Source organism: Chryseobacterium pennipullorum, assembly GCF_003384725.1.
GTDB lineage: Bacteria > Bacteroidota > Bacteroidia > Flavobacteriales > Weeksellaceae > Chryseobacterium > Chryseobacterium pennipullorum.
This window is the reverse complement of record NZ_QNVV01000017.1, coordinates 30,736-57,593: the sequence shown is the minus strand read 5'-3', so window position 1 is coordinate 57,593 and position 26,858 is coordinate 30,736. Positions and strand designations below refer to the sequence as shown.

Annotated in this window: 24 protein-coding genes; 18 read left to right on the top strand and 6 right to left on the bottom strand. The window is 37.5% G+C overall.

What is annotated here, in order from left to right; genetic code table 11:
* Positions 1-42 precede the first annotated feature (42 nt).
* From DRF67_RS16565 to DRF67_RS16505, 13 genes are all read left to right on the top strand, one after another.
* A complete protein-coding gene (locus tag DRF67_RS16565; protein WP_115929414.1) occupies positions 43-714 on the top strand; it encodes a hypothetical protein in 672 nt (223 codons plus the stop codon).
* Between the two features lie 726 nt (positions 715-1,440).
* Positions 1,441-1,905 carry a DUF2628 domain-containing protein gene (locus DRF67_RS16560; protein ID WP_115929413.1) on the top strand — a complete coding sequence of 155 codons (465 nt, stop codon included), beginning with the start codon at positions 1,441-1,443 and terminating at the stop codon, positions 1,903-1,905.
* Between the two features lie 434 nt (positions 1,906-2,339).
* The gene (locus tag DRF67_RS16555; protein WP_115929412.1) at positions 2,340-4,841 is read left to right on the top strand and encodes a PIG-L family deacetylase; all 2,502 of its coding nucleotides are present in this window, start codon (positions 2,340-2,342) and stop codon (positions 4,839-4,841) included.
* A gap of 93 nt (positions 4,842-4,934) precedes the next feature.
* The gene (locus DRF67_RS16550) at positions 4,935-6,626 is read left to right on the top strand and encodes a sodium:solute symporter (protein ID WP_115929411.1); all 1,692 of its coding nucleotides are present in this window, start codon (positions 4,935-4,937) and stop codon (positions 6,624-6,626) included.
* A 38-nt stretch (positions 6,627-6,664) separates the two neighbouring features.
* A complete protein-coding gene (locus tag DRF67_RS16545; RefSeq protein WP_115929410.1) occupies positions 6,665-7,183 on the top strand; it encodes a DUF2911 domain-containing protein in 519 nt (172 codons plus the stop codon).
* A 593-nt stretch (positions 7,184-7,776) separates the two neighbouring features.
* On the top strand, positions 7,777-8,172 hold the full coding sequence (locus DRF67_RS16540; protein ID WP_115929409.1) for a VOC family protein: 396 nt from the start codon (positions 7,777-7,779) through the stop codon (positions 8,170-8,172).
* A 427-nt stretch (positions 8,173-8,599) separates the two neighbouring features.
* Positions 8,600-9,367 carry an O-methyltransferase gene (locus tag DRF67_RS16535; protein ID WP_115929408.1) on the top strand — a complete coding sequence of 256 codons (768 nt, stop codon included), beginning with the start codon at positions 8,600-8,602 and terminating at the stop codon, positions 9,365-9,367.
* A gap of 503 nt (positions 9,368-9,870) precedes the next feature.
* Positions 9,871-10,209: an ArsR/SmtB family transcription factor gene (locus DRF67_RS16530; RefSeq protein WP_115929407.1), complete on the top strand. Its 339-nt coding sequence runs from the start codon at positions 9,871-9,873 to the stop codon at positions 10,207-10,209.
* A 40-nt stretch (positions 10,210-10,249) separates the two neighbouring features.
* The gene (locus DRF67_RS16525) at positions 10,250-10,726 is read left to right on the top strand and encodes an SRPBCC family protein (protein ID WP_115929406.1); all 477 of its coding nucleotides are present in this window, start codon (positions 10,250-10,252) and stop codon (positions 10,724-10,726) included.
* Between the two features lie 211 nt (positions 10,727-10,937).
* Positions 10,938-11,516, top strand: a complete 579-nt coding sequence (locus tag DRF67_RS16520; protein WP_115929405.1) for a YdeI/OmpD-associated family protein — start codon at positions 10,938-10,940, stop codon at positions 11,514-11,516.
* 19 nt (positions 11,517-11,535) lie between these two features.
* Positions 11,536-11,937: a DoxX family protein gene (locus tag DRF67_RS16515; protein WP_115929404.1), complete on the top strand. Its 402-nt coding sequence runs from the start codon at positions 11,536-11,538 to the stop codon at positions 11,935-11,937.
* A 39-nt stretch (positions 11,938-11,976) separates the two neighbouring features.
* The gene (locus DRF67_RS16510) at positions 11,977-12,534 is read left to right on the top strand and encodes a DUF4256 domain-containing protein (protein WP_115929403.1); all 558 of its coding nucleotides are present in this window, start codon (positions 11,977-11,979) and stop codon (positions 12,532-12,534) included.
* 305 nt (positions 12,535-12,839) lie between these two features.
* Positions 12,840-13,340: a hypothetical protein gene (locus DRF67_RS16505; RefSeq protein ID WP_115929402.1), complete on the top strand. Its 501-nt coding sequence runs from the start codon at positions 12,840-12,842 to the stop codon at positions 13,338-13,340.
* Between the two features lie 45 nt (positions 13,341-13,385).
* Here DRF67_RS16505 and DRF67_RS16500 read toward each other — a convergent pair whose 3' ends face one another.
* From DRF67_RS16500 to DRF67_RS16490, 3 genes are all read right to left on the bottom strand, one after another.
* Complete coding sequence (locus tag DRF67_RS16500; protein ID WP_115929401.1) at positions 13,386-14,420, bottom strand: threonine aldolase family protein; 1,035 nt, start codon at positions 14,418-14,420, stop codon at positions 13,386-13,388.
* 85 nt (positions 14,421-14,505) lie between these two features.
* A complete protein-coding gene (locus DRF67_RS16495; RefSeq protein WP_115929400.1) occupies positions 14,506-14,937 on the bottom strand; it encodes a hypothetical protein in 432 nt (143 codons plus the stop codon).
* Between the two features lie 91 nt (positions 14,938-15,028).
* Positions 15,029-18,040, bottom strand: coding sequence for a zinc-dependent metalloprotease (locus DRF67_RS16490; RefSeq protein WP_115929399.1), 3,012 nt, complete (start codon positions 18,038-18,040; stop codon positions 15,029-15,031).
* Between the two features lie 234 nt (positions 18,041-18,274).
* Between DRF67_RS16490 and DRF67_RS16485 the strand changes: the two genes are divergently transcribed.
* Both DRF67_RS16485 and blaIND read left to right on the top strand, forming a co-directional pair.
* Positions 18,275-18,928, top strand: coding sequence for a metal-dependent transcriptional regulator (locus DRF67_RS16485; protein ID WP_115929398.1), 654 nt, complete (start codon positions 18,275-18,277; stop codon positions 18,926-18,928).
* 275 nt (positions 18,929-19,203) lie between these two features.
* Positions 19,204-19,929 carry an IND family subclass B1 metallo-beta-lactamase gene (gene blaIND / locus DRF67_RS16480; RefSeq protein WP_115929460.1) on the top strand — a complete coding sequence of 242 codons (726 nt, stop codon included), beginning with the start codon at positions 19,204-19,206 and terminating at the stop codon, positions 19,927-19,929.
* A gap of 83 nt (positions 19,930-20,012) precedes the next feature.
* Here the strand turns inward: blaIND and DRF67_RS16475 are convergent, their stop codons facing one another.
* Genes DRF67_RS16475 through DRF67_RS16465 form a run of 3 tightly spaced genes read right to left on the bottom strand, consistent with a single transcriptional unit; the run spans position 20,013 to position 23,078 of the window.
* A complete protein-coding gene (locus tag DRF67_RS16475; RefSeq protein ID WP_115929397.1) occupies positions 20,013-21,152 on the bottom strand; it encodes a hypothetical protein in 1,140 nt (379 codons plus the stop codon).
* A gap of 27 nt (positions 21,153-21,179) precedes the next feature.
* The gene (locus tag DRF67_RS16470; protein WP_115929396.1) at positions 21,180-22,082 is read right to left on the bottom strand and encodes a TssN family type VI secretion system protein; all 903 of its coding nucleotides are present in this window, start codon (positions 22,080-22,082) and stop codon (positions 21,180-21,182) included.
* 54 nt (positions 22,083-22,136) lie between these two features.
* Positions 22,137-23,078, bottom strand: coding sequence for a type VI secretion system baseplate subunit TssG (locus tag DRF67_RS16465; RefSeq protein WP_115929395.1), 942 nt, complete (start codon positions 23,076-23,078; stop codon positions 22,137-22,139).
* A gap of 379 nt (positions 23,079-23,457) precedes the next feature.
* On the opposite strand from DRF67_RS16465, the gene DRF67_RS16460 reads away from it, so the two are divergent.
* The 3 genes from DRF67_RS16460 (at position 23,458) to DRF67_RS16450 (ending at position 26,829) form a co-directional block, all read left to right on the top strand.
* The gene (locus DRF67_RS16460) at positions 23,458-24,249 is read left to right on the top strand and encodes a S1/P1 nuclease (protein WP_115929394.1); all 792 of its coding nucleotides are present in this window, start codon (positions 23,458-23,460) and stop codon (positions 24,247-24,249) included.
* Between the two features lie 258 nt (positions 24,250-24,507).
* Positions 24,508-25,374 carry a sigma-70 family RNA polymerase sigma factor gene (locus DRF67_RS16455; RefSeq protein WP_002979276.1) on the top strand — a complete coding sequence of 289 codons (867 nt, stop codon included), beginning with the start codon at positions 24,508-24,510 and terminating at the stop codon, positions 25,372-25,374.
* Positions 25,375-26,328: 954 nt separating this feature from the next.
* Positions 26,329-26,829 (top strand): GNAT family N-acetyltransferase, encoded by a 501-nt coding sequence (locus tag DRF67_RS16450; RefSeq protein WP_115929393.1) that lies wholly within the window; start codon positions 26,329-26,331, stop codon positions 26,827-26,829.
* Positions 26,830-26,858: the final 29 nt, after the last annotated feature.

The following is a 26,858-nucleotide window of genomic DNA, read 5'->3' as shown; positions in this document are numbered from 1 at the left end:
TTGCATTCTGAAGCATGCCTGTAAACCAATATAAAAAGGACAATGCCGATCACTTATTTACCTCCGGACGGAGGCATGTTATATACAGAAACAGATATGTCTCAGTTTTTTCCTGAGCCGTTAAATGCAATGACTGCTGTATTTTTTTTAGCCTTAGCCATTTTTTGGACCATTAAAATGAAAGGTAATTTTAAAGAATACCCCTTTTTAACCTATTGCCTGGTTTTGTTATATATTGGTGCCATAGGGGGAACCATTTATCATTCATTCAGACAATGGCCGGTATTTATTATGATGGATTGGTTACCCATCATGCTGCTGTGCTTGTCTGCCGGATTTTATTTTATAGCGAAGAGCACCAAATGGTATTATGCTGTTGTAATGGTTCTCATCTATATACTGCTAATGTTTGCCTTGAGAAACTGGATTTTGATAGATAACCCCTCTCTTTTTATCAATCTAAACTATGCCGTTATGGCTTCATTTGTAGTTTTCTCAGTATTGAGTTATTTAATCTATACCCAATGGAAAGCTGGCAAATGGGTAGGCTTTGCTGTATTGTCGTTTATTTTTGCACTTACGTTCCGTATCGCTGACAAGTGGGAATGGTGGAGTGTCGGAACCCACTTTTTATGGCATACTTTCGGGGCAGTAGCCACATTTTGCATGTTTAATTATATCAATCTTACGCAGAATATAACTAGAAAAACATGAGAGCCTGTTTACATTTTATGTGTTAAGGTGGATACAGGTTTATTCACCTTTTGGTTCCTTTTAAAATCATCTGACCCTGATTTAATGAGTTTCCCACAGATGCAACAAATTTCACGGATTTTTGTAGAATTTTTCTCTCGCAGATTTTGCACATGACGTTGATTTTTTATAAAGCGGCTAAACCTTATAGGTTTTTAATTGCATACATTTTAAAACCTATAAGGTTTGATCTGAAAATTCCTAAAAGATCTCAGAATTCTTATGGATAAAAATTGGCTCACCAGCATAGATGTATAATGTTACAAGATATTTGGAAAGTTATTGGTTCGACTATGATCGTGACAGTTAGGAAGGCTATTATTCAGGAATCTCGTACGAAGATGATATTTGACCGTTTGTAAGTAAAAATAAAACTGTTGCTAATGTCATATCGAGGAAATGACGGTTTAAGGAATAATTCAAAGGTTCTCTTTTTATCGCAATAGCCTTTATATTTTTTTAATAATTTAGTAAAATCATAAAATGCTTTTTAGGTTAGCGTAAGACGTGAGTTTTAGCTTCCTAATCCGCCACTATTGCCACTACTTTGTCCTATAGTTAATATAGTCATTTTTCCAAATACGGAGAAAAAGTTAAATAGGAAATAGAAACAAACATATCAATTAACTGGAATAGAACTAAAATATAAAATAGTCTTAAAAAAACGATAAAATACTAAATAAACTAATGGACAAAATACAACTGTATGAATTTTTTTTTCAAAAAAGTAATTCCTATTATTTGGAGCAATTAAAATACTATGAACAAGGAAAAAAGTTTAGGTTTAGTTATTCAGCTTTAATATTTGGTATCTTATGGTTTCTATATCGAAAAATGTATCTGGAATTTTTTATTATTTTCTTTGTTTATTATTTGGAAACAATTTTTGAAAATTTAGTTCTAACAAAACTTATTGGAATTGAGCAAACAAAATTTGTGAATTTTTCGGTTACTATTGTTCTTTTAATACTTTTAGGAATTATTGGAAATAATTTATATATCAAAAAAGCGAAAAGAACTCTAAGAAATGCTGAACAAAAATATTCCGAAATCGAAAAACAAAAAGAATATATCATTAAAAAAGGGGGAACGAGCTATATTTATGTAACAATTTTACTTGCTTTACTTATTCTTGCAATATTCTTTAATTAAAAAAATCTGGTAACAAGAATTTTAGTCAGGCTGACTATGTTAAAAGAGAGATATGGCAGAGGAAAAAAGTAGGGAATTCATTTTTTATAAAGGGGCTAAACCTTATAGGTTTTTAATTGCATACATTTTAAAACCTATAAGGTTTGATCGGATAATTTCCAAAAGATCCCACAATTCTTATGGAAAAAAAAATCTGCTCAATCTGCAGCATCTGCGAGAATGATAGAAATGCTAGATTTTTAAGATTTCTTATACACAAAATATAGAAAGTAAATAACTTAAGTATTCAAAAAGCTTTTATCTCTTTTATGTTTTGTATCTCTTTTATATTTTAATAGAAAATTAAACAGCTTTTTTGTGAAATTAACAGTTTAATTCTTTTTCAGTTGAAAGAAAGATGATTTACTTATATTTGCCCTGCAAAGCAAATTCTAATGTTTAAAAAAGTAATTACTGTATTTACCCTTAGCTTTTATACAGGTTTTTGTTCGGCCCAGCAGGTTCGGCCTTCCAAGTCATCTGAAATTTATCGCGAACTCAAAACACTTAAGCAGCTGCCTAAAGTTTTATACCTTGCCGCTCATCCCGATGATGAAAATACGGGATTGCTTTCGTGGCTCATCAACGACCAGAATGTAGAAACAGGCTATTTGTCTTTAACCAGAGGCGATGGCGGTCAGAATTTATTAGGCACAGAGCAAGGTGCTGCATTGGGTTTAATCAGAACGCATGAGCTTTTAGAGGCAAGAAAGTTAGACGGCGCCCAACAGTTTTTTACCCGGGCAATTGATTTCGGGTTCTCTAAAAATACGACCGATACTTTTAAACAATGGGATGAAGAAAGCATTATCGCTGATGCGGTTTGGGTCATCCGCAAATTCCGTCCTGATGTGATCATTTGTCGTTTTCCTCCAACTGCTGCTGCAGGCCATGGACAACATGCCGCTTCAGCTGTGGTTGCAGAAAAAGCTTTTAAGCTGGCAGGTGATAAAACAGCTTTTCCAGATCAACTAAAATATGTTAATGTATGGCAGCCAAAACGCGTATTGTGGAATACTTTCCGCTTTGGTTCGGTCAATACGACAGCTGAAAATCAACTCAAAGTTACCGTTGGGCAATATGATGCGCAACTGGGAATGGGCTATGGTGAGCTGGCAGGGTTAAGCAGAAGTTTACATAAAAGCCAGGGCGCAGGAACACAGTCTGTAGCCGGGATCAGAACTGAATATTTTTCCCATGTGATCGGTGAACCTGCAAAAACAACACTTTTTGATGGAGTGGTTAAAACCTGGACTTCACAAGGAAACGCTGATATTGATCAATCCCTGGATACAATTATTTCTGCTTTCAATTTCAATAATCCGGACCATAGCTTACCTGCTTTACTTGCTTTGCGAAGAAAGATCATCGCACTAAAAGACGGAAACCTAAAAAGGGATAAACTTAAATCTCTTGATCATATCATCTTAAGCTGTGCCGGATTTATGGGCGAGGTGGTTACCAACCAGGCTGAAGCTGTTGCCGGGGATCATTACAATTTCAGGCTAAATTTGATTTCAAGAGCTGAAAACCCTGTTGTTTTAGAACATGTAAAATGGCTGGATCAGTCAGAAAGTTTAAACAAAAAGTTATCAAAAGATTCTTTAATTACCATAGAGCATAAAATTCATATTCCTGCTGATGCAGGACTCACAGAACCTTACTGGCTGGCAAAACCAGCCACGAACCTGGCAATTTTCTCTGTTCCCAATGATACTTTAATCGGTTTACCGGAAGCAGAATCCCCCCTGAATGTTTTACTTGGCTTAAAAATCGGCTCAGAAAATTTTGAGGTTCAGCTTCCTTTATCTTTCAAGAAATTAGACCCGGTGCGTGGTGATGTCGTAGAAGCCTTGCGCATTGTTCCTGCATTGGAACTGAAATTTGCACAGCCTCTCTATATGGTTAAAGAAAATGAAGATGTACATCTGAGCTTACATGTTAAGGTGAATGCTAACAAACCATACCGCAACGGGAGGTTAAACCTGATGTATAATGGAGAAAGGTTAGGCGGGACTGATATCAATTCGATCAATGGGAAAGATTTTACGGTTAATTACGTGATTCCAAAAACTAAACTTGCCACCATAAAATCATCCCGTTTGCCATTGGAAGCGAATGTTGTTGCAGATGGCGTTACTTACAATAAAAAACAAGTATTAATTCAGTATCCGCATTTGCCCACCTTGCAATATTTTGCACCTGCAACGGTAACCGTAATGAAAGGAGATATCCAGGCGAGGGTTAAAAAAGTTGGGTATATAGAAGGTGCGGGTGATTTCATTCCCGAGTTCCTGCGCATTGCAGGTATTCAGGTAGAGGTATTGAAGGACGAAGATTTTTACGGCAATGTAAATGAATCGGGTAGCCAAAACAAGTTATCGCAATATGACGCCATTGTATTGGGTGTTCGTGCCAATAACACAGAGAAAAAGCTAGGCCGCTGGATGCCTTTTTTATGGTCTTATGTAAAGTCTGGCGGGAATTTGGTGATGCAGTATAATACCAACCAGGATACAACCGTTGACCAATTGGGAATGTATAATTTCAGCATTGCCAACAAGCGGGTCACCGAAGAAAATGCTGCAGTTAAGTTTTTAAATCCAAATCATAAAGTACTGAACTTTCCGAATAAAATTACTGTAGATGATTTTAAAGGCTGGGTACAGGAGCGTGGCGCTTATTTCCCTGCTCAATGGGATGCCGCGTATGAACCGCTTTTTGAAATGCACGATACAGGTGAAGAACCGCTGCAGGGATCAACTTTATATGCCCAATACGGGAAGGGTAATTTTATGTATACCCCATTGGCATTTTTCAGACAGCTGCCTGCAGGAAATGTTGGGGCGGCACGTTTATTTTTAAACTTTTTATCTGCACAAAAAACTGATGAGTAAGAAACTTAAAAACTGGAATATCTGGTACCTGCTATTAGCCATTGCATTAGTAGGTCAGATCGTATTTTATTATTGGTTTACTAAATTCTGGGCATGAGTACTATAGATTGGACCGTTTTAATTGTTACCCTTGTTGCAGTGGTTGTTTACGGCGTATTCATCGGTCGTGGTCAAAAAAGCAACGCATCCTACCTGAAAGCAGATAACAAAATGCCCTGGTATATCGTACTTATCGGGATTATGGCTACGCAGGCAAGTGCCATTACATTTCTTTCAGCACCGGGTCAGGCTTATACAGACGGAATGCGTTTCGTTCAGTATTACTTTGGTTTGCCTTTGGCGATGATTGTGATCTGTATCACTTTCATCCCGATTTTTCAGCGCTTAAATGTGTATACCGCCTATGAATATTTAGAAAACCGTTTTGATAAAAAAACAAGGGTGCTCACTTCACTGCTTTTTCTTTTTTCCAGGGGCTTATCGACAGGAATCAGCATTTACGCTCCGAGTATCATCTTATCAAGCGTTTTAAACTGGAATATTTATCTAACTAATGTTTTGACAGGGGGCATTCTGTTGATTTATACTTATGTTGGCGGTGCAAAAGCAATCGCTCACACCCAAAAACTACAGTTTCTCATTATTCTGGGAACAATGGCTTTTGCAGGGTATCTGCTTATTCAGAATATGCCAAATGGAATTGGTTTTAACGATGCTCTTTATCTGGCAGGTAAATCCGGAAAACTTAATGTCATCACCACAGAATTCGACTGGAAAGATAAATACAATATCTGGAGCGGGCTGATTGGCGGTTTTTTTCTGGCCCTTTCTTATTTCGGTACAGACCAGAGTCAGGTCGGGAGGTATATTACAGCGAAAGACAATACCAATGCAAAAATGGGGTTGCTGCTGAACGGATTGGTTAAAATTCCGATGCAGTTTGCTATTCTCCTGATCGGTGCTTTGCTTTTCGCTTTCTTTTCCCTAAAACCGGCTCCGATTTACTTTAACGAACGATCTTATCAATCTTTAAAGGAAGCGCAACCTGCACAGGCCGCGGTTTTTGAAAAAGAGCATCAGGATTTACAGCTCAAATTTAACGCAGAATCAAAAGAAATTTTAAAATTAAAAAATACTCATTCTCCCAAACTTGATAAAACAATTCAGGATTTTAAAAATACACAAACCGAAGTTAAAGCACTTCATGGAAGGGTAGAGGAGGCAATCAATCAGTCAAACTATAATGCCGAGAAAACAGATACCAATTACATTTTCCTGTATTTCGTGAAAAATACGTTGCCTGTGGGGATGATCGGATTACTATTTGCCGTCATTTTTCTGGCCAGCTGGGGTTCAATTTCTGCAGCGCTGAATTCCCTTGCCGCCTGCTCATTAAAAGATGTTCACTTGATATTCAGTAAAGAAACTCCTGATGAGAAAACCGAATTGAAGTACAGCCGGCTGCATACTTTAGCCTGGGGTATTTTCTCAATCGGTGTAGCCATGTTTGCCACTCAAATGGGTTCCCTAATTGAAGCGGTTAATGTATTGGGTTCTCTTTTCTACGGTCCAATATTGGGGATTTTTCTTGTTGCATTTTACTATAAAAAGATCGATGGCAAGAATGTATTTATTGCTGCTATTTTATCAGAAATTACGGTTATTGCCGTTTATCAGCTCGATATCATTTCTTTTCTATGGCTTAACGTGATCGGGGCTGCTGCGGTCATTCTATTTTCTGCGATCGGCTTATTGTTTTATAAGCCAAAAGCAGTAAATTCGTAAACGAATAAACAAAAAACAATCAAATAAACAAAAATATTATGAAAACAATGATTAAATCTGTTACTGTAGTTATGGCTGCAATGATGATTTCAGTGAATGCCTTTGCACAAGAGGCTAAAAAACCTGCGAGTCCTCCGGCTACTGCTACAGGAAAAATTAAAGATGCAACCATTACAATTGCCTATAGCAGCCCATCTGTTAAAGGACGTACCATCTGGGGTGGTTTAGAAGCTTATGATAAAGTTTGGCGGGCAGGTGCCAATGAAGCAACTACTTTTGAAACGGATAAAAATATTACTGTTCAGGGGAAACCATTGCCCGCAGGTAAATACAGCTTTTTCTTAATCCCTAAAGCAAGCGGAACCTGGACTGCGATTTTTAACAAAGAACCAAAACAATGGGGTGCTTATAAATATGAAGAATCTAAAGATGCTCTACGTGTTGACGTTAAAACAAAAGCTTTACCAGCCACACAGGAAAATTTAGTGTACAAAATAAACAGTAATGGATTCACAATGGATTGGGATAAAATCTCAGTTCCTGTAGAGATAAAGTAAATCTAAATATCAGAAATTAGAATCCCGTTTAGTGCGGGATTTTTTTGTTTTGATACAACGAACAGTTAAGGGATTTATTTAAAATAAATTTTAATAGGACGAACAGAAGAATTACCCAGCGACAAATAAGGACGGACGCTATATGTTGATTGAATTTGATGTGTTTTTAAAATCAGCCTTTTATCAAAATAATACACTATTTAACATAATATAAATTATAGGATTTGTATTGTAGCATTTCAAGAAGGGTTCTAATCGTTGAGAATCCCATATTCTTTACCTTTTGCATGCAAATATTCTTTAACGGTTTCTAAGAACTCTTCTTTAATCATAAATCTATTCAGAACCTTCTATACTTTATTTTCCTCGATGAGTCCGTGTAGTTCTTCGTAAACATCTGTATCTTTCTTAAACAGTTGGAAAAACAATTTGTGAAAAAATATTGTCCGTACAGCAATTCATCGTCAAAAAAATAACGCACCAATTTTTTATGAAAACTTCTCGATGATCTGTTGTCTGCAAAATCTTGCCACATGACAGTTTTTATGATGACAAAACCGGCTACCTTTATCTTAACCAAAAAATAAAATAATATGAAACCAAAAATGATTTGGGCCAACTTAGCGGTAGCCGACCTTGAACGTACACAGAAATTTTATACAGAGCTGGGATTTAAGCCCAACAATCCGCACAGCTCCAACGAACTGGTAAGTTTTTTTGTAGGCGAAAAAGATTTTGTCATACATTTCTTTCTTAAAAATATCATTGAAAGGAATATGAAAAGCATACCATTCGGAGATTCTCAAAGTTCTAACGAAATAATCTTTACCCTTTCTGCAGAAAATAAAGAACAGGTAAACGAATGGTCTGAAGAGGTAAAAAATGCCGGCGGTACGATTGTTTCAGAACCTGAAAGTTTTGGAGAAAATTATTATGGTTTTGTGTTCGCAGATCCCGATGGACACAAGTTTAATGTATTTTTCATGTAGATTTGGAGAATATTTTTTCTATAATTATGGGTTCAACGGATACATATACCGAGACGTATTTTAGCCCATAAATCTCCTCTATTTTGAGTCAGATAGCATAGTTACTGAAATAATAATAGTACGGTTTTTCAGGGTGTTTTATCGCTTTCATTTTATTGATAATAACTTAGAATAAATGGGCAAATATGCAGGAAATTCCTACTTCAGGAAGCTTGTGAGGAAGATATTATTCTATTTTGGCCAATACATCTAAAAAATAAATGTTCCATCACTTGAAATTTTACAATAAAATCAAAAAATATAGGTTATTAATTAACTATTAAATCCTAATATTAAAGATTTCACACAGTATTTTCAAAATTAATATTCCCTTAATGTAATGTGGACTTCAAAGAAATAGATTTGCCTTGTAACGTTAATACAATCAATGGAAATATCAACAGTTCTGAAAACATTTGTAGCTTATCTCAAAAGACCCGCTCTCTATCCTGAACTGGGCAGAAAAATTATTAAAAATACGGTAAGCAGAAAAAGTCCTTTTAAAGGTAAAGCAAAAACAAATTCCTGGGCCGCATCAATTGCGGTGTCTCAAAAAGAAGCGGTTTCCAGACTTTTTTCTATAGATACGGACCATTTCCGGGAGACCTATGCTGACATCCTGGAAACAGCCCATGCAAAAGAAAAAGAATGCCCAATCACAATGGGTGGGCCTGGAGCACTGGAGCTTATTTATTATGCATGTGAATTTACCAAAGCACAAAACGTTATTGAAACAGGAGTAGCTTATGGATGGTCTTCTTTGGCAATATTGCTTTCACTTCAAAAAAGAAATGGGACCCTCTATAGCTCAGACATGCCTTATCTTGCCCAGGACGGTGATCAGTACGTAGGATATGTAGTTCCTGAAGACCTTAAAAAATATTGGAAGTTATTCCGTTTTGCAGACAGAGAATCTTTGCCTAAGATTTTTAAAGAAATTCCTTCTTTTGATGTTTTCCATTATGATTCCGACAAAAGTTACCACGGAAGAATGTGGGCTTATCATGAAATTTATAAAAGATTGAAACCCGGTGCAGTCTTTATTAGTGATGATATTGGTGACAATTCTGCTTATCAGGATTTCTGTGACCAAATAAATATTAAGACTTATGTGGTAGATTATAGTGGAAAATATATCGGTGTTTTTATAAAATAAATAATCTCACTGACTAAGCATATAATCATAAAGCTTTGTATTTAATCTCTCGCTGATTGAGCAGATCAAGCAGATCTTTTAATTTCCTATATCTGCGCAATCCGTATAATCTGCGAGAAAATCTTATCCATAGCCTTCATCAGGCAAGATCACTTGCTCTCCCCTGGCTTCCTAAGTAAGTTGTAATCATAAAGCTTTGTGTTTAATAAACAATCTCTCGCTGATTGAGCAAAATCAAGCAGATCTTTTAATTTCCTATATCTGCGCAATCCGCATAATCTGCGAGAAAATCTTATCCATAGCCTTCATCAGGCAAGATCACTTGCTCTCCCCTGGCTTCCTAAGTAAGTTGTGATCATAAAGCTTTGTATTTAATAAACAATCTCTCGCTGATTGAGCAAGATCAAGCAGATTCCTATTATCTCTGTAAAATTTTAAAAAATTACAAAAACACTTGCGTAGCTAAATAACTACACATATATTTGTAGTCAAATAACTACATAATGAATTTACGAAGAGATGTTTTTCAGGCAATAGCAGATCCTACAAGACGATCTATATTGATGTTGGTGGCGGCACAGTCGATGACGGCGGGAGCTATTGCTTCCAATTTCGATACGGCAAGGCCTACCGTTTCTAAGCATCTCCAGATTCTTACCGAATGCGAACTGCTAAGATCTGAGCAAAACGGCCGCGAGATAATCTATCACCTAAATCCCAATAAAATGAAAGAAATAGCCGATTTTATCGAACCGTTCCGCAAAATGTGGGATGAGAAATTCAATAGGCTGGAAAGCGTAATGAAAGCCTATCAGAATGCCGACAAAGATGTAAGATCATAGGTATCAAATACTATAACCCTAAAACCCTCAAACTCAAAATATGGAACTTAAAACAAAAATTCACGCTGAAGACGGCAAGCAGGAAATATTGATCACCAGAGAATTTGACCTTCCTGTAGAGCTCCTTTTCAAAGCATATACCGAAGCAGAACTTTTCGAACAATGGATGGGAACGAAAGTGACCAAATTTGAAAATAAGCAACATGGTGGTTACCGTTTTGAAACCACAAATCCCCAGGGGGATGTGGTATTCAGTGCCAATGGAACCATACATGATATTGTTCAGAATGAGAAAATTATAAGGACCTTCCAGATGGAAAACACTCCTTTTCCTGTTCAAATGGAGTTTTTAGAATTTGAAAAACTAACGGATGCCACCAGTAAGATCACCATTCAAACCATCTATAAATCTGTGGATTTCAGAGACCAGCACCTGAAAATGCCATTTGCCCAGGGAATGAATATGGCGCATAACCGACTCCAGGAAACGGTTCAAAAGTTGAAAAGTGAAAGTTGAAAGTGAAAATCTGCATAAACATGATCTTTTATTTGTTTCTCGCAGATTTAGCCGATGACGCAGATCGTTTTCTATTTAAAATAAATTTGCTTAATCCGCTAAATCTTCGAGAGTTAAAAAAAATAAAAGTCAAAATAATTACTTGAACTACAACTTCGAATCTTGTAATCTTCAATCTCTAAAACCCTCGAACCCCATAACCCAAAACACCATGAATTCAAAAGTTGATTTTTTCTTTGATAAAGCCGGATCATGGCAAAAAGAATTTGAAAAGTTAAGAGCCATTGCTCTAAGCACTGAGCTTGTAGAAGACCTAAAATGGGGGTGCCCCTGTTATACCTACCATGGGAAAAATATTTTCCTGATTCATGGATTTAAAGACTATTGTGCTCTCCTCTTTTTTAAAGGCGCTTTGATGAAAGATCCGGAACATATTTTAATCCAACAATCTGAAAATGTGCAGGCCGCACGACAGATCCGTTTTACTGACCTGGATCAGATCAATGATCTCGAAGAGGATATCAGAACATATATGTTTGAAGCTGTTGAAATTGAAGAATCGGGCGCTAAAGTAGAAATGAAAAAAACTAAAGAGTTTGAAATGGCTGAGGAGTTTCAGCGTCAACTGGACCAGGATCCGGCATTGAAACACGCTTTTGAAGCTTTAACTCCCGGAAGACAAAGAGCCTATCTCCTCCACTTTTCCTCTGCCAAACAATCCAAAACCCGCGAAGCCCGCATTGAAAAATGCATTCCTCAAATTATGGACGGAATAGGATTAAACGACTAACCTTTAAAAAAAAACAATCATGAATACACCACAACAATCAACAAAAAGAATAAAGATCATTTATTGGGTATTTACCCTATGGATGGCCCTCGGAATGATTTCTACGGCCATTGTTCAACTGATGAAAAATAAAGACGAACTGGCCAATTTCACCCATCTTGGCTACCCTGCCTATCTGATGACCATCATAGGCATATGGAAAATCCTGGGAGTCATCGTTATATTGATTCCAAAACGTCTGCTGTTGAAAGAATGGGCGTATGCAGGTTTCTTTTTTGTTATGTCAGGGGCAGTGATCTCCCATCTTATTGTCGGTGATCCCGCAGCAAGAACTTTCCCTGCGGTTCTGCTGTTGGTTTTAGTTATTATTTCCTGGTATTTCAGACCTTCTGAAAGAAAAATTTCTACAATCAGCCAATAATTAATAATTTTATACCTACACCCTCATTAAAAATTGGATATGAACAAAAAGAAACTGACCCCGGAACAAAACGAATCGCTTTTAAAAATATTAAAAACACGTTTTGAAAAAAATATGCATCGTCATAAAGACCTGAAATGGGAAAAAATCCAGAAAAAGCTGGAAGCCAGCCCGGAAAAGCTCTGGTCACTGAACGAAATGGAAGAAACAGAAGGCGAACCAGATGTTATTGATCATCATCCCAAAACAGACGAATACATTTTCGCTGACTGTTCGCCAGAGAGCCCAAAACGAAGAAGCCTCTGCTACGATTATCCTGCCTGGGAATCCCGTAAGGCCAATAAACCGGAAAGCAATGCCATAGATAAAGCCGCCGAAATGGGCATTGAACTCCTCACTGAAGAACAGTACCGCAAGCTTCAACAGCTTGGAAAATTTGATCAGAAAACATCAAGTTGGATCAAAACACCTCCTGAAATAAGAGAATTGGGCGGTGCAGTATTCTGTGACAGACGCTACAACACCGTTTTCTATTATCATAATGGCGCTGACTCCTATTACGCTGCAAGAGGATTTAGGGGAAGTTTAAGAGTTTGAGTGCATGAGCGTTAAAATAGGTCTGAGAAAAAATAAAATCTTTGTTTTTAAGAGCTATAAAGTACTTCCGATACGCAATGTAAAAAACTAAAATAACTTTAGTGCTGAAAAAGCTATGCCCTTTTTTAGAAAAAAATAATGTCTCAAATTCAATCTGTAGCCATATAGTTTTCTTCAGGCTAAATTATTTTCTTCTAAAAAACATATTTTCATAAAAAAAATCTTATTTGTCAACAATATCCTTTCATATATAAATAGTATTATTAATTTAGCATTATCGAAATTTGATTTTAACAATTAAGGATATGAAAAAATTAATCTTATTGAGTGCTGTCTCAGCTTTTTTAATCAATTGTAATAAGAAAACTGAAACTGCGGCTCCAGTAGTTACAGCGGATACCCTTGCTGTAGAAGAGCCGGTAATCGATACTCTGGGTCCTAAGTCTTTCTGTTATATAGGAGTAACAGGGAAAGACAGTGTTTTTGCCTCTATTGATGATAACCTGGGAACCATCACGGGAAAATTGTCATATAAAAACAGTGAAAAAGACAGCTCAACAGGAGATGTTACAGGTTTTAAATCCGGTGATACCCTGAAACTGACCTATGAATTTGCATCAGAAGGCAGAAAAAGTAAAAGGGATATTTATTTCCTTCAGAAAGACAATATGCTAACGGAAGGGATTGGTGATCATAAAGAAGAAGACGGACTGTCTAAGTATGCTGACGAGAAAAAAATCAGCTATAAGGACGGCCAGAAACTCAATACGGCAGATTGTAAAACTGTTTCCAAAGCGCTGAAATAAAACAGCATTAATGATAAATGAAACAGCCCAAATGGGCTGTTTTTTTTATGACAGTTCACGTTCTGTAATCTCGATAAAACGGTTGACTGCTTCATCATCAGTATTCCATGAAGTGATCAGGCGGATTGCCGAATACTCAGCATCTATTTTTTTCCAGACATAAAACTCAAAATACTCAGACAAAACATCAATAAGAGCATTGCTTATGATGGGAAATATCTGATTGGTATAGGTATCTGAAAGGAACTGTACTCCTCTTCCCTGCAATGCTTTTTTGATTTTCATCGCCTGCTGGTTGGCATGTCTGGCGAGGTCAAAATACAGTTGATCCTTCATCAGTTCCAGAAACTGTATCCCTAACAGCCTGCCCTTGGCCAGCAGAGCTCCTTTCTGCTTGATATTAAAAGCAAAATCTTCCTGAATATCTGTATTGTTGATAACAATAGCCTCCCCTATCAAAGCGCCGTTTTTCGTGCCTCCAAGGTAGAATATATCGGTAAATAATGCGATCTTTTCCAGAGAAAGATCACTGATCTCAGAAGTTAGTCCATGTCCCAATCTTGCCCCATCCATAAAAAGGTAAAGGCGGTTTTGCCTGCAAAAATCTGAAAGTTCTTCCAGTTCTTTAGCCTGGTATATCGTTCCCAACTCTGTAGAATTGGATATATACACAAGTTTGGGCATTACCTGATGGGGAACATTCTGATGGTTTTCCAGGATGGGAATAATATTGGAAGGCCTTAGCTTTCCGTCTGGAGTTTCTATGCTCAACACCTTATGGCCGGTAGCCTCAATTGCACCTGTTTCGTTGTTCAGGATGTGCCCTGTAGAAGCTGAAATGACACATTGATAAGGTTTTAAAACAGAAGAGATGACGATAAGATTGGCCTGTGTTCCTCCTGAAACAAAATAGATATCAGAATCTGCCTTCTGGATCTTTTCTTTAATGAGTTCCTTTGCCTGTAAAGAATAAATGTCTTCACCATAGCCCGTCTGCTGTTCTGAATTGGTTTGTAAAAGCGCCTGTAAAATATTCGGATGGCATCCTTCAGAATAATCGTTTTTGAATGAAAATTTCATAGAGTAAAATTAAAAAATAGAAACAAGATTACCCCTGAAAAATTAAAATATTTCTGGAACACGGGTTGCGCATTAAAAATATCCTCTACTTTAAAACATCGTTCGGTTGGCCCACCTGATAATCACCGTTAGGTTTCAAATAGATTCTGTATTTTTTCCTGCAGTTTTTTTCGGCCGGCTCAATATAATAAGCTTTGCCGTTTTCCAGATACGAACCGCTGAGTTTTCCTGAGGCAATCGTTAAGGTAATCAGTTTTGTGCCGTCTTCTGATTTACCTTTAAAACTGTATATTTTTGCTTTTCTGAGCGCATCACTGGTTTTGTCCACGGTGATATATTTTGTTTCTCTGCCGTTAATATCATACAAATTAAAAACAACTTCTTTTTTATCATTCATTTCCAGGCTATTTTCCCTGATGAATTTTTTAGGATTAAAATTGAAGATGTACTGCTGTGACTGTCCCTGCAATGCTTGACAGAAAAAAGCAAAAAAAAGAATTAATGAAATGTTTCTCATCGTGTAAAGTTTTTATAAAATTGCCTTTCTGATTTGTTAATAAAAAAAGGGCTATATAAATATAACCCTTTTCTCCATGATTTTTCTTTACTTATTTTTTGATCACTTTTGATTGATTGATTACTGTTTTGTTATTCAATAACTTCAGCATATACACTCCTGTTTTAAATCGGGAGAAATTGATCTCTGAATTATTCATAATATTAGAATCCATTAATCTTCCCGAAGCATCATATATTTCATAATGGGTAATTTTCTCATCGCTGTAAACACGCAGATAGTCTTTTACCGGATTTGGAACCAATCCGATCTGCTTTTTAGCTGTTTCAGTTACTGCCAAAGCTTCCGTAATGGTCAGATTCGTATTATTTCTGCTCAGCTGATGGCAGGTTTTATTCTGGATAAGCTCACTGATTGATTTATTGATCAGACTGCTCGCTGTTCCTGTAAATGAAATTCCGTGTATCGTATACGTTCCCACCGCCAAGGCGGTGAAATTGGCTGTTGTGCTTTCAGCAACAATCTTGTTACTTACCGTGTTCACTGCGATGTACGTATAGCTTAATCCCACTGGCGTATCAACGATATTATATAGTCTTCCCGGTCCGTCATTGCTTAGCGTTACACTTGATCCTACAGGGGTGTTGCTTAGATTTTTTGCAGTGACAAGATATTCTACTCCTTTTTCAAGATATACAGAAAGCGAACGGTAATAGCTGAATCCGGTTCCCGTTCCACTGTATATCGCATTGGAAGAAACAAAATTGGCCGTGTTGATCTGGCTTCCTTTAAATACGGTAATCGCGACACCGGAAGGTGAAGGATAGCTGAGCGTATAGGTTCCTGTCTCTGTCGCTTTCACTTTATAAGGAAGCAGGTTGGTACTGGCAGAAATCAGGTACGGAGCCGTGCTGGTCTGATTGTTTATATACAAAGGATTGGCCGTCATGTTGGCCGCATCAAAAGTAAGCACTTTCGAATTATACGTATCGCTTGAAGACGTTTGTGGCTGTAAATTAAGATTGGTCTGAGGACTTCCTTGTGCAGCGGTTACCGATTTCGGGTTTTCCACCATTACAGAAGGAAAAGCAGTACATGTAGAATTGATAATAAAATTGGTATTCGAAACGTCAAAAAACTCTGCATAATCATTGATTACTGCGCTCACTTTTATTCTGGCCTTATCCGTGTAGGCAAGGAAAGGAATCGTTACTGTTGTGGAACCATTGTTGGGAACCCCAGATGCAAGTACGTAAGGGAATGTATCACCACCATCTGTGGAAAGAAGAATATTGACTGTATTTTTAAGAACGTTGGTTTGATTCACATCCCAGGTCACATTCATATTGCTGTCGGTATTGACGCTGATCGCAGAGTTAGGATAAGTAACCGCCAAAGGCCCCTGATCCGTAACGGTTACCAAAACCTGATCAGAATCTGCTCCACCGGCTACAGCACTGTTATCTCTCACTGTAAACCTCATTTTCATTGTTCTTGCTACCAGAGGCAGTCCTTCTGCTGCATTGGTAGGCGGAGTATTCTGGTTTTCCAGGACAAACCTCATTTTCGGAAAATACCGTTCCGTAGTACTTGTGCTTTGCTCAGATCTGAATAGCGGTGCTGTTGTACTGTTCACTGCAGAATATCCTCCGGTTCCGTTGATTGTGCTTCCAAATGCACCCTTATCATTACTCGTGGCTACGTCTACCTGATCCCAGGTATAGGAAAGCTGTGTATCTTCTGCATCACTTCCTATACCTTTCAATTTAAAAGGCGTATTCTTAGGAATGCTGATAGCAGTATTCCCTGCATTGGCTACAGGCGGAGTATTCGCTACATCAACAGCATTGAAACAGGTTGAGTATAAGGTTAATGTATTCAGAATCTGGTCTATACTTTTGGCGTGGAAATAATTAAGCCCGTTATTTCCTGAATTGGTCTGGTCATTTGGAGTTGTACAGTTGTTTCCGTATGCCATAATCGTAGATCCTGCACCAGGTTCTACTGCAGAATCACCGTTCCAGCCTACGGTACAGAAGGTAGGACTTCCGGCAGACCCGCCTACCGCATTATAGGTATGCCATGCCCCAAACTGGTGCCCCATTTCATGAACAATCAGATTGGCTGTTAATGATTTAGGCATCGAAAGAGTCCACTGGCTCCAGGCTCTCGCTTTAAAAGAAGAGTTACATGGCTGAGGACCTGCCTGGCCCTGAGCGCTTCCCCCGGTACCCGGCATAATATTAAAGGTGTGGCCGATATCATAATCTGCATAGGGAAGAGTGCCGTTACTATTCATTGTATTAAATCCTGCCTGGGAGTTGGCAGCAGATGCAAAGGATGCGCTTACCGTAAAAGGATCAGTAGCTCCGTCTGTAAAAAGCAATGTTTTGTTGACTGTTTTATCAATAAGCTCAAACGAGATAGATAATTCAGATTCATAGATCTGATTGATAAGATTCATCATCGCTACCAGCTCAGCCAATGCGGCATCCTGGTTTCCGAAAGCTGTGGTAAACTCACCGGTCGTTGCAACAGCCATCCTGAAGGTTTTCATCTTATTTCCGTAAGGAAAACCGGTTACAGATTTCTGGACGTTCAGACCTTTACCGATAGCTTCCAGGCTTTTTCTGAACTCAGTTTCATCAGTTCCGCACTGGAAATTTTCTCCAAACATTTCAGAAGAATTATAAATCCGGTATTCTCCTGGTTTGGTTTTATAAGGTTCGATGATAAAATAGCCGGTTCCGGATTTTATAATGGCTGTGATTTTATCGCCTGCCAGCGTCAGCTTAAGTTTAGATTGGCGGTCTTTTGAATAGCCGTCAAAAGTGACAATGTCATTGAGACGGGTATGAAGAAGATTATTCTCAGATAGAATAAATTCCTGTCTGCTTCCGTCAATGAGAGGTAAAACAAGAGATTGATTTTCAATTTTTCCGGATTTTTTTCTCTTTCCGTCTATGTTTTTCCTGAAATGATCAACATCCAGTCTGAAAGTGGTTCCTGGAAGATGATCTGCGCGGAGATCATTCGTGTTAGAAATCTGTGCATTCATAAGAACAGAGGCACAAACTGATAGAAATGTAATTTTCAAATTCATTGTTTTTGTTTTTCTTAAAGATAACTAATAAATCAATATAAAAATTAACAATCCTTTGTAGAATAAATAAAATGATAATAAAATTCCATAAAATTGACAAATATCTATACTGTTATTGGAAATCTGATAAGAATACTGTAAGTGTAAAAGAGCGATAAGAGTGATGGATTTTGGTTTAAAGAATACATGTTTCAATAAAATTTGTTAGATTTGTACTGAAAATCATCTAACATTTTGAAAGCAACACTAACAGAAGAAAATTACCTGAAAGCTTTGTTTCATTTAGTTGACAATGAAGGAAAAGTGACGATTAATGAACTCAGCAAGTTTCTCAATGTAAAAATGCCGAGCGTCAATAATATGATGAAGAAATTTGCAGAAAAGAAATGGGTGGTCTATGAAACCTACAAACCTCTGCTGGTTACCGAAAGCGGAAGGCGCGAAGCTGCGCTGGTCGTTCGCAAACATAGACTTACCGAAATGTTTCTGGTAAAAAAAATGAATTTCGGATGGGAAAACGTTCATGAGATTGCTGAGCAGCTTGAGCATGTTCACTCGCAGATATTCTTTGATAAGATGGATGAGATCCTGGATTATCCCAAATTTGACCCGCATGGAGAACCTATTCCTGATAAAGACGGCAATATTATCGCCCAGAATCTTCATAAGCTAAGCAGCTGTGAGCCTGGTGAAAATGTTACTTTTGCCTCGGTCACCCTCTCTGATGATGCTTTTTTAAGCTATCTCAATGACCGGAAGCTTCTTCTTAATACCAAAGTAAAGGTAATGAAGATTGAAAACTTCGATAAGTCAATGACAATAGAAATTGATGGTACAACAGAGATTCTCAGTAAAAAAGCAACGGAGAAAATATTGGTTAAGAAATAAAAATGCCGGTGATTCAGTGGAGATCACCGTTTTTTTATCTTAAAGCTGGGGGCTAGGAAAATAGAAAAAAATATTTCGTTTCTCCCGACTTTTATACCTGATGCATGCATCTCGAATTTAGCATTTATAAGCTGAATGCAAATAAAAACCGTTAAAAAACGGTTAAACTGTTATCCATAAAATGTTTCACCCGTTAATTTTATTTACGTTTGCAAAACATTCTATAGACTTTGTCTTTTCCGACAAATACAACATTTAATTATTACTTTAAAATTATGAAAAAAAGCATTCCGTTTTTTATTGTTTCAATGCTGCTAAGTCCTTTTGCCAATGCTCAGGTGAGAGATTTTGTCATTGAGCCGCAGATTAAGCCCAATTTTTATATTTACAAAACTTTTGGCGTATTTGGCGGTAAAGAATACTCTACCAATGCGGTGTATCTGGTGACCAAAAAAGGAGTGGTATTGTTTGACGTTCCATGGCAGAAAACCCAATATCAGAGTCTTATGGATACGATCCAAAAACGTCATCACCTTCCAGTGATTGCCGTGTTTGCTACCCACTCACACGAAGACAGAGCCGGAGATTTAAGCTTTTATAATAACAAAGGAATTAAAACCTACGCCACTGAGAAAACCAATGAACTTTTAAAGAAAGAAGGAAAAGCTACTTCTACAGAGATTATAAAAACAGGCAAGCCTTATCGTATTGGTGGAGAAGAATTTGTAGTAGATTTCCTTGGAGAAGGCCATACGGCTGATAATGTAGTGGTATGGTTTCCAAAGTATAAAATACTGGACGGAGGATGCCTCGTAAAAAGTAAATCGGCAATTGATCTTGGGTATACCGGAGAAGCCAACGTTGCCCAATGGCCGCAAACGATGAATAAGCTGAAAACCAAATATGCAGAGGCCACACTTGTGATTCCCGGTCATGACGAATGGAAAGGTGGCGGACATGTAGAGCATACTTTGGACCTTTTAAGCAAAAATAAAAAATAAGATTGAAAGCTCTTCTGACTTTTATATTTATGATAAAAAATCCCGAATGTTACATTCGGGATTGCTTTTATTATAAGGGTATTTTAATCTAGAACACTCCAACCTCTCTTCGGGTTGCTGTTGTTGGAAACCTCCTGTTCATTAACAATGATGTTTTCTTTTCTCTGACCGATGTAATCAAGCTCACTCAGTTTGGCAAAAATAGTTTCTAAACTTCTCAGCATCTGCTGGATGTAAAGCAATGGTTCGCCACAGTTGTGATGGTCATAATTTGTTTCAGCCACTATTGACAACTGATTTAGTAAGGTATGCGGTGCAATCTCACTCCACTCAAGGCTATAATTAAGCATTTCTTCCAGTTCGGCAGGAACCAAAAGCTGTGTGGAATTGTATAAATGAAGGGCCAGTCTTGCAAAAGATTCAATTAAAAATACAGGGGGTTGCCATGGGGTAATATTTCTGAACTGGAAATACATATCTCCAAAAGTATTCACCATTGTGCTGCATAAGAACTTTACGTTTTGTGCCAGTGCCGTATTCTGATTTTTATGGGAAGCTTTCTGAATGATCTTAAACGCATACTGCTGCAGATTTCCGATCGATTTTGCAAAACTACTGTAATAATCTACTAAAGCCGGATGACTTTGTACAGAGGTACATGGTGGGATAAAATTGGAATCTACCTGTGCAATATTGGCCTTTAGATCTACTTTTCCAATGATCAGGTAGTTTCCTCCGGAATAGCTGCTGTTCAGTGATGTTACAGGAAGCAACTCAATATGGTGGTTCGGCTGTGCGCTGGGATGGCGGGGCGGGATTTCCTCCGGATCGATATCTCCAAACGGCACTTTATCAAACGGATTTACAGATATTAAAATATAATACTCTCCATCTGCTTGCTCTTCATTCATTGATTTTGCCAGCGATTTCACACTGATTCTTCTGTCTGTAAGTTCAATACGGTATCCGGCCATTGTCACGGCACTGCATCTCTTGATCACCAGCTGTACGTCATTGGTTGCTGTATTGTGAACATCAAAAATGGTACGGTCTGTAAATTCAGTAGAGATCGGCAAAAGCCCATAGTTATATGTGGTAATCCCAATTGAATTGGAATCTCTGATGGTATCAATTAAGAAATTATCCTGATCATTAAGGTGTCTCTGGGAAACTTTCATCCCGTCCACCCAATTGATTGCAAAGTGTTTAATAGGCTGTATCATGTGTACTACTTTTTAATTTTTTTGTGATTATAATTTTCTGGCAACTCCCTCTTCTTCATGCTGAATTACCCTCTTACAGATGACCACTTCATTTTCAGAAATTCGGTTCGTCGTAATATCCTGGTCGAAATCAATATATTTACGGAAGCTGAAAAACGATTTTTTGGTATAAAAGATCCAGTAATACGGTTCATTCACTTCATCCGAAAGGTGAATGACAGATCCCGGATTTTTGTGATTATAATCATCCACAACCCTGTAGAACCAGTCTCCAAATGTAACTCCAGTGGGAAGAGTTTTTGCTTTAATTCTGAACCGGTTGGCATCTTCCAGTTTTTTGCTCAGCTCCACATTCAGGACCATCAGGCGGTCAAAATCTGCGCCTTCAAAGTCAGGAAGCTTCTGTTCAGGAGAATATCTCCATGTCTTGTAAATATCAAAAGGAATGCTGATAAGCTGGATATAACAGTAATAAAATACCATCGGAACCAAAAAGATCAGCATGCTTGTCGCCGCCATTACGGAATATCCTGCACCTTTGCTCATCCAGTTGAAAAGTAACGTAAACAGGTATCCTCCCAACGCCATACAGGTCAAAGAAAGTATCGATTCAAACAGAATATTCATGGCCAGAGAGTCAATATGCTTTTTGAAATATTTATGCATTAAATTGACGTGGATAATCCCGAAAATAAGGTAAAAAACTGATGCAATAAGGTACCAGTATGGATTAAAAAGATTTCCGGCAAACCCAAAAACTCCAGGAAGAGCCAGACATAAACTGCACAGAAGGACATAGATAATAATGACTTTAATTTTTATCGCAGGTTTATTTCTCCTGATTATACCCAGTATAACCATCATAATAATTGCGATTAAAGGCATTAAGATATACCTTAAAAAAATACCTTTTACTGAAGAAATTTCCATTTGTTTCTTTTCGAATTTATACTTTGTTGGTAATTGTAAATATAATAAAATAATTTAGAGGAATGTAGAGTAACCGAGGCGGCTGGCATTTCTTTCATCATCCTCCAGGCTGAAAGAGTACTCTACCTTTTCCGTAACAAAATTTTCTTCTATGTCTACCGTCACCGGAAGAAAATAGTCGTACAATGCCTGAAGCACATTCCTGAAAGGACTTCCCGGGATGTATCGCTTCATATCTCCATACGGAATAGGACCGATATTCACCACCCAGTTCCGCTGTCCGTCCATATGTCTTCCACTGGGAATATAGGTAACTCCCAACCGGGAATTTCCCAACAGCATAGAATCATCGTTTTCCTCAAGTCCATCGATGATATTGGGAGAGAAAGTGACCTCTACAGGTACCTGCAGAAAAGCGGTCATGCATCTTTCAAACCATTTTTTATTTCCTCTGATTTGGTGAAAAAACGGTAAAATATGCATAAAAATATAGGCATTCTGCTGATCAAGCATTTTTATCAGTGGCCAAAGCTCACTCACAGTGTCCAGTAGTGCATCCGTGTTGCTTGTGATATCAAATTCAGACTCTTTGAGAAGAGCACTGATTTCAGTGAAAAATACTTCCAGCTCAAAAGGGCGGAAAAACTTCCGGGCATCATCCTCTACCCTCTTCTGCTTCCTGATTTCCCTTACTACCGTATCTACATTTTTTCTGGATGCTCCAAGAGACGGTGGATGAAACAGCCCTTCCGGGAGATAATCATAAATACCTTCCCTGTAACTTTCTATGGTAAATACTTCTTCGTCAAATCCCAGGTAACTGCTTGATATGCTTTTGATATCCTTCAGATAAGCACGATCGTTCACCCCTACCCGTTCAATGAAGATATTACTTACCGCGCGGTGGTATTTCAATAGATTGACAGCCACAGCTTCAGCCTTAAAGTCTGTCTGCAGCTTATTGTAATGCATGTCTACAATATTATTCTCATACATAGTGTTTCCTCTGATTATGACTTGTAAAGATAATATATCTCATAGGGTAGAAAAAATATTTTACCCACAATTTGATCCTAAAAATACTAATTTATTGATATTAAAAGGAAAAACATTTCTTAAATTCCGTAAAAATACGGTAAGATACAGGCTTAATTACTCGTGAAAACATAAAATTCACACTTCAGAATCAAACAGTTAAACTCCCTCCACGGAATTCTCAATTTATCATTCTCACCTGCGTCAAAATGCGCACAGCTGAATATTTTCCATCCCCATATTAAATATTATTAACGTCATTCATCGAATAAATCCATGATAAGTAATGCTTGTTCGGAAAGCAGGCCGTATCTTTGCAGACTGAAAATTATTAATTAAAATGAAAAGTATTTATTCTAAAATTCTGATTTTAGCATTCATTTCCTCTTCACTTTATTCTTATGCATGGGGATTGACGGGGCATAGAGTTATTGCAGAAATTGCAGAGAACCACCTTTCCCGAAAAGCAAGAAGGGAGATAAAGAAAATGATGGGGCATGAACGTCTTGCGTACTGGGCCAACTGGCCGGATTTTATCAAATCTGATACAACCGGAGTCTGGAAGCAGGCCTCCTCATGGCATTATGTAAATATTGATCCACAAGCCGATTTCAAGACTTTTGGACAAAATCTGAAAATGCAGGCAGGACCAAGCTTATATACGCAAGTAAATACCCTGTCCAGCCAGATTAAAGATAAAAACACTTCCGAAAAAGACAGAAAAATTGCATTGATTTTTCTTGTTCATATCATGGGCGACCTTGCCCAGCCGTTGCATGTAGGCAGAGCGGAAGATCTTGGCGGGAACAAAATCAACGTTACTTATTTCGGGGATAAAACCAATTTACATTCTGTATGGGACGGTAAACTGGTAGATTCTCAAAAATACAGCTATACGGAATATGCCAGCCTTCTGGATATCAAATCTAAGGAAGAAGTAGCACAAATCCAGTCTGGAACGTTGGAAGACTGGCTGTATGACTCTCACAAAATTGCCAATACCATCTATGCGCAGACTCCTGACGGTTCGAGACTTTCATACGACTATCAGTATAAGTTCAATGCCACCATGGAAAGACAGCTTCTTTATGGAGGTCTGAGACTGGCAAAGGTTTTGAATGAGCTTTTTTAGATAAAAGTTGCAGTTTGCAGATACAGAATTGGTATTCATCATAAAACGGGACTTCGGTTTCGTTTTTTTTTGCTCAAAACTTTTTGGATAAATTCATGTTCATCATATTTTGAAATATAACATACAGGAATAAACACTATAATTATCACTTCTACCCTTATAATGCTGCGTTTTATAAAAAAGATTGCAGCACGTGTAACCTTTCTATGTTTCCAAACGTATATTATATAGTAACTCTTTTTTTGAGGATAAAAATAAATGAGACAATTAAAAATCACTAAGCAGGTTACCAACAGGGAAACTGCTTCATTAGACAAGTATTTGCAGGAAATTGGTAAAGTGGAACTGATCACTGCGGACGAAGAAGTAGAATTGGCGCAAAGAATACGTGCTGGCGACAGAGCAGCACTTGAGAAATTAATCAAAGCCAACCTTCGTTTCGTAGTTTCTGTATCCAAGCAGTACCAAAATCAAGGCCTTTCCTTACCCGATTTGATTAATGAAGGTAACCTAGGACTGATGAAAGCGGCAAAAAGGTATGATGAAACTAGAGGTTTCAAATTTATCTCTTATGCAGTATGGTGGATCCGTCAATCAATTTTACAGGCATTGGCTGAGCAGTCAAGAATTGTAAGACTACCATTGAATAAAATTGGTTCCATTAATAAAATCAATAAAGCATACGCTCACCTTGAACAGGAAAATGAAAGACCACCTTCTCCAGAAGAATTGGCTGAAGTTCTTGACATGAGCGAGGAGGATATTAAAGAATCTATGAAAAACTCCGGAAGACACCTGTCCATGGATGCACCTTTGGTAGAAGGTGAAGATTCTAACCTTTATGATGTATTGCGTTCCGGAGAATCTCCAAGTCCAGATAAGGATCTGATGCTTGAATCTCTTCAGATTGAGATCGAAAGAGCATTGAATACTTTGACTCCAAGAGAGGCTGACCTGGTAAGATTATACTTCGGACTGAACGGAAAACACCCAATGACTTTAGAAGAAATTGGTGAGACTTTCGATCTTACAAGAGAGAGAGTTCGTCAGATCAAAGAAAAAGCAATTAAGAGACTAAAACACAATACCAGAAGCAAGATCCTAAAATCTTATTTAGGTAAATAATTTTAGCGCAAACAATTTTTATAGGCGGAGTCTGTTTTCAGGTTCCGCTTTTTTTAGGGTAATACAAGAAGAGTATATATAGAAAAAAATAACATTGATCAACTGAAGGGAGATGATCTTCGAATTTACCACATAAGCATAAAAAAAATTACACAAATGTTTGAGGATCTTTTCGGTGTTTTTTAATCGGCTTTCAACCCAATAAGAACGATGAAAAATAGTTGTATATTCTTTAATCGACCTAGGAATCAGGAGCGTTAAAAAAATTGATCTTGAATCCGTTAAAAAATTTCCAGTGTCTGAGCATGGCCACCCTATTGAGTCGAAGAACCAATGTAGTATCCATGCGAGTTTGGAAATTTTAGGAGGCAAGGTCAATTTTTAGCGGATGATTCCAGTCTTGAATTTTTGTATACTTTTGCTTCAAGGCAAAAGTATAAATAAAAAAAATACTCAGTTTCTACCCACAACTTTTGTACTTGAACCGAGATGATCTTCGAATTTACCACATAAGCATAAAAAAAATTACACAAATGTTTGAGGATCTTTTCGGAGATTTTCTTTAATCGACTTACAGTCAGAACTATGAAAATAAGTTTTGGCTAAAGCCAATGGAGCATCTGTATTTTATGTGAACGGGCTGAAAGCCCGTCCCTATTGATATAGAGAATATCTGTTCATTTATAGTTGTAATGATGTAGACCTCGGAAGTTGGGTTCTGTGCTGTGTGAAACGCCTTTTCGAGCGAAAAACAGGTAGGTTATATAAAAAAACTTAGCAAACCTCGTGTTAAATATGAGGAAAAACGGACATTCAAAAATAGGCAATCAACTATTTTCAATCTGTAACAGTTTTCAGAATTTGCTCAACTAATTAAAATCATATCCTGCCCTCTATTGGGATAAAAATGAAATAGTTAATTTTAGCTGGAAGAATTAAAAAATAATATCTCTTATGAATTATACTACGAAATGGCTTACGGATAAAACACGTGTTGAAGAACTCGTAGATTTTTTTATCGCTCATAAAACAGATTCCTACATCTCTCATAGTGAAATCATGTACGGAAGAGCATTGGATTCCCAACATTGGAATCCTGATCTCAGAGCCGTATTTACGGAGCAGCTTATGAATGATTACGATTATGACAGTACTTCTAAAATTAATATTCAGATTGCAGAAAATGAACATGGAGACATCGTGGGCATGCTCGTTCTTAATGTGATCACCAGCCCCTTTAAAAAATATGCTGTTTTAGAAGATATGCTGCTGGATGCCTCTGTGTGGGGTCAGTCCCTTGGAAGTAAGCTGCTGGAAGGAGTTATACAGGAATCCAAAAACTGGAAGATAAGTTTTATCATGCTGGAAAGTGGCGTCAACAACCATGGGGCACATCATTTTTTCGGTAAATACGGTTTTGAAAAGGTATCCGAAAGTTATATGTTGACTTTATGAAAAAATAATTGAGCCTTTCTCCTATGTTG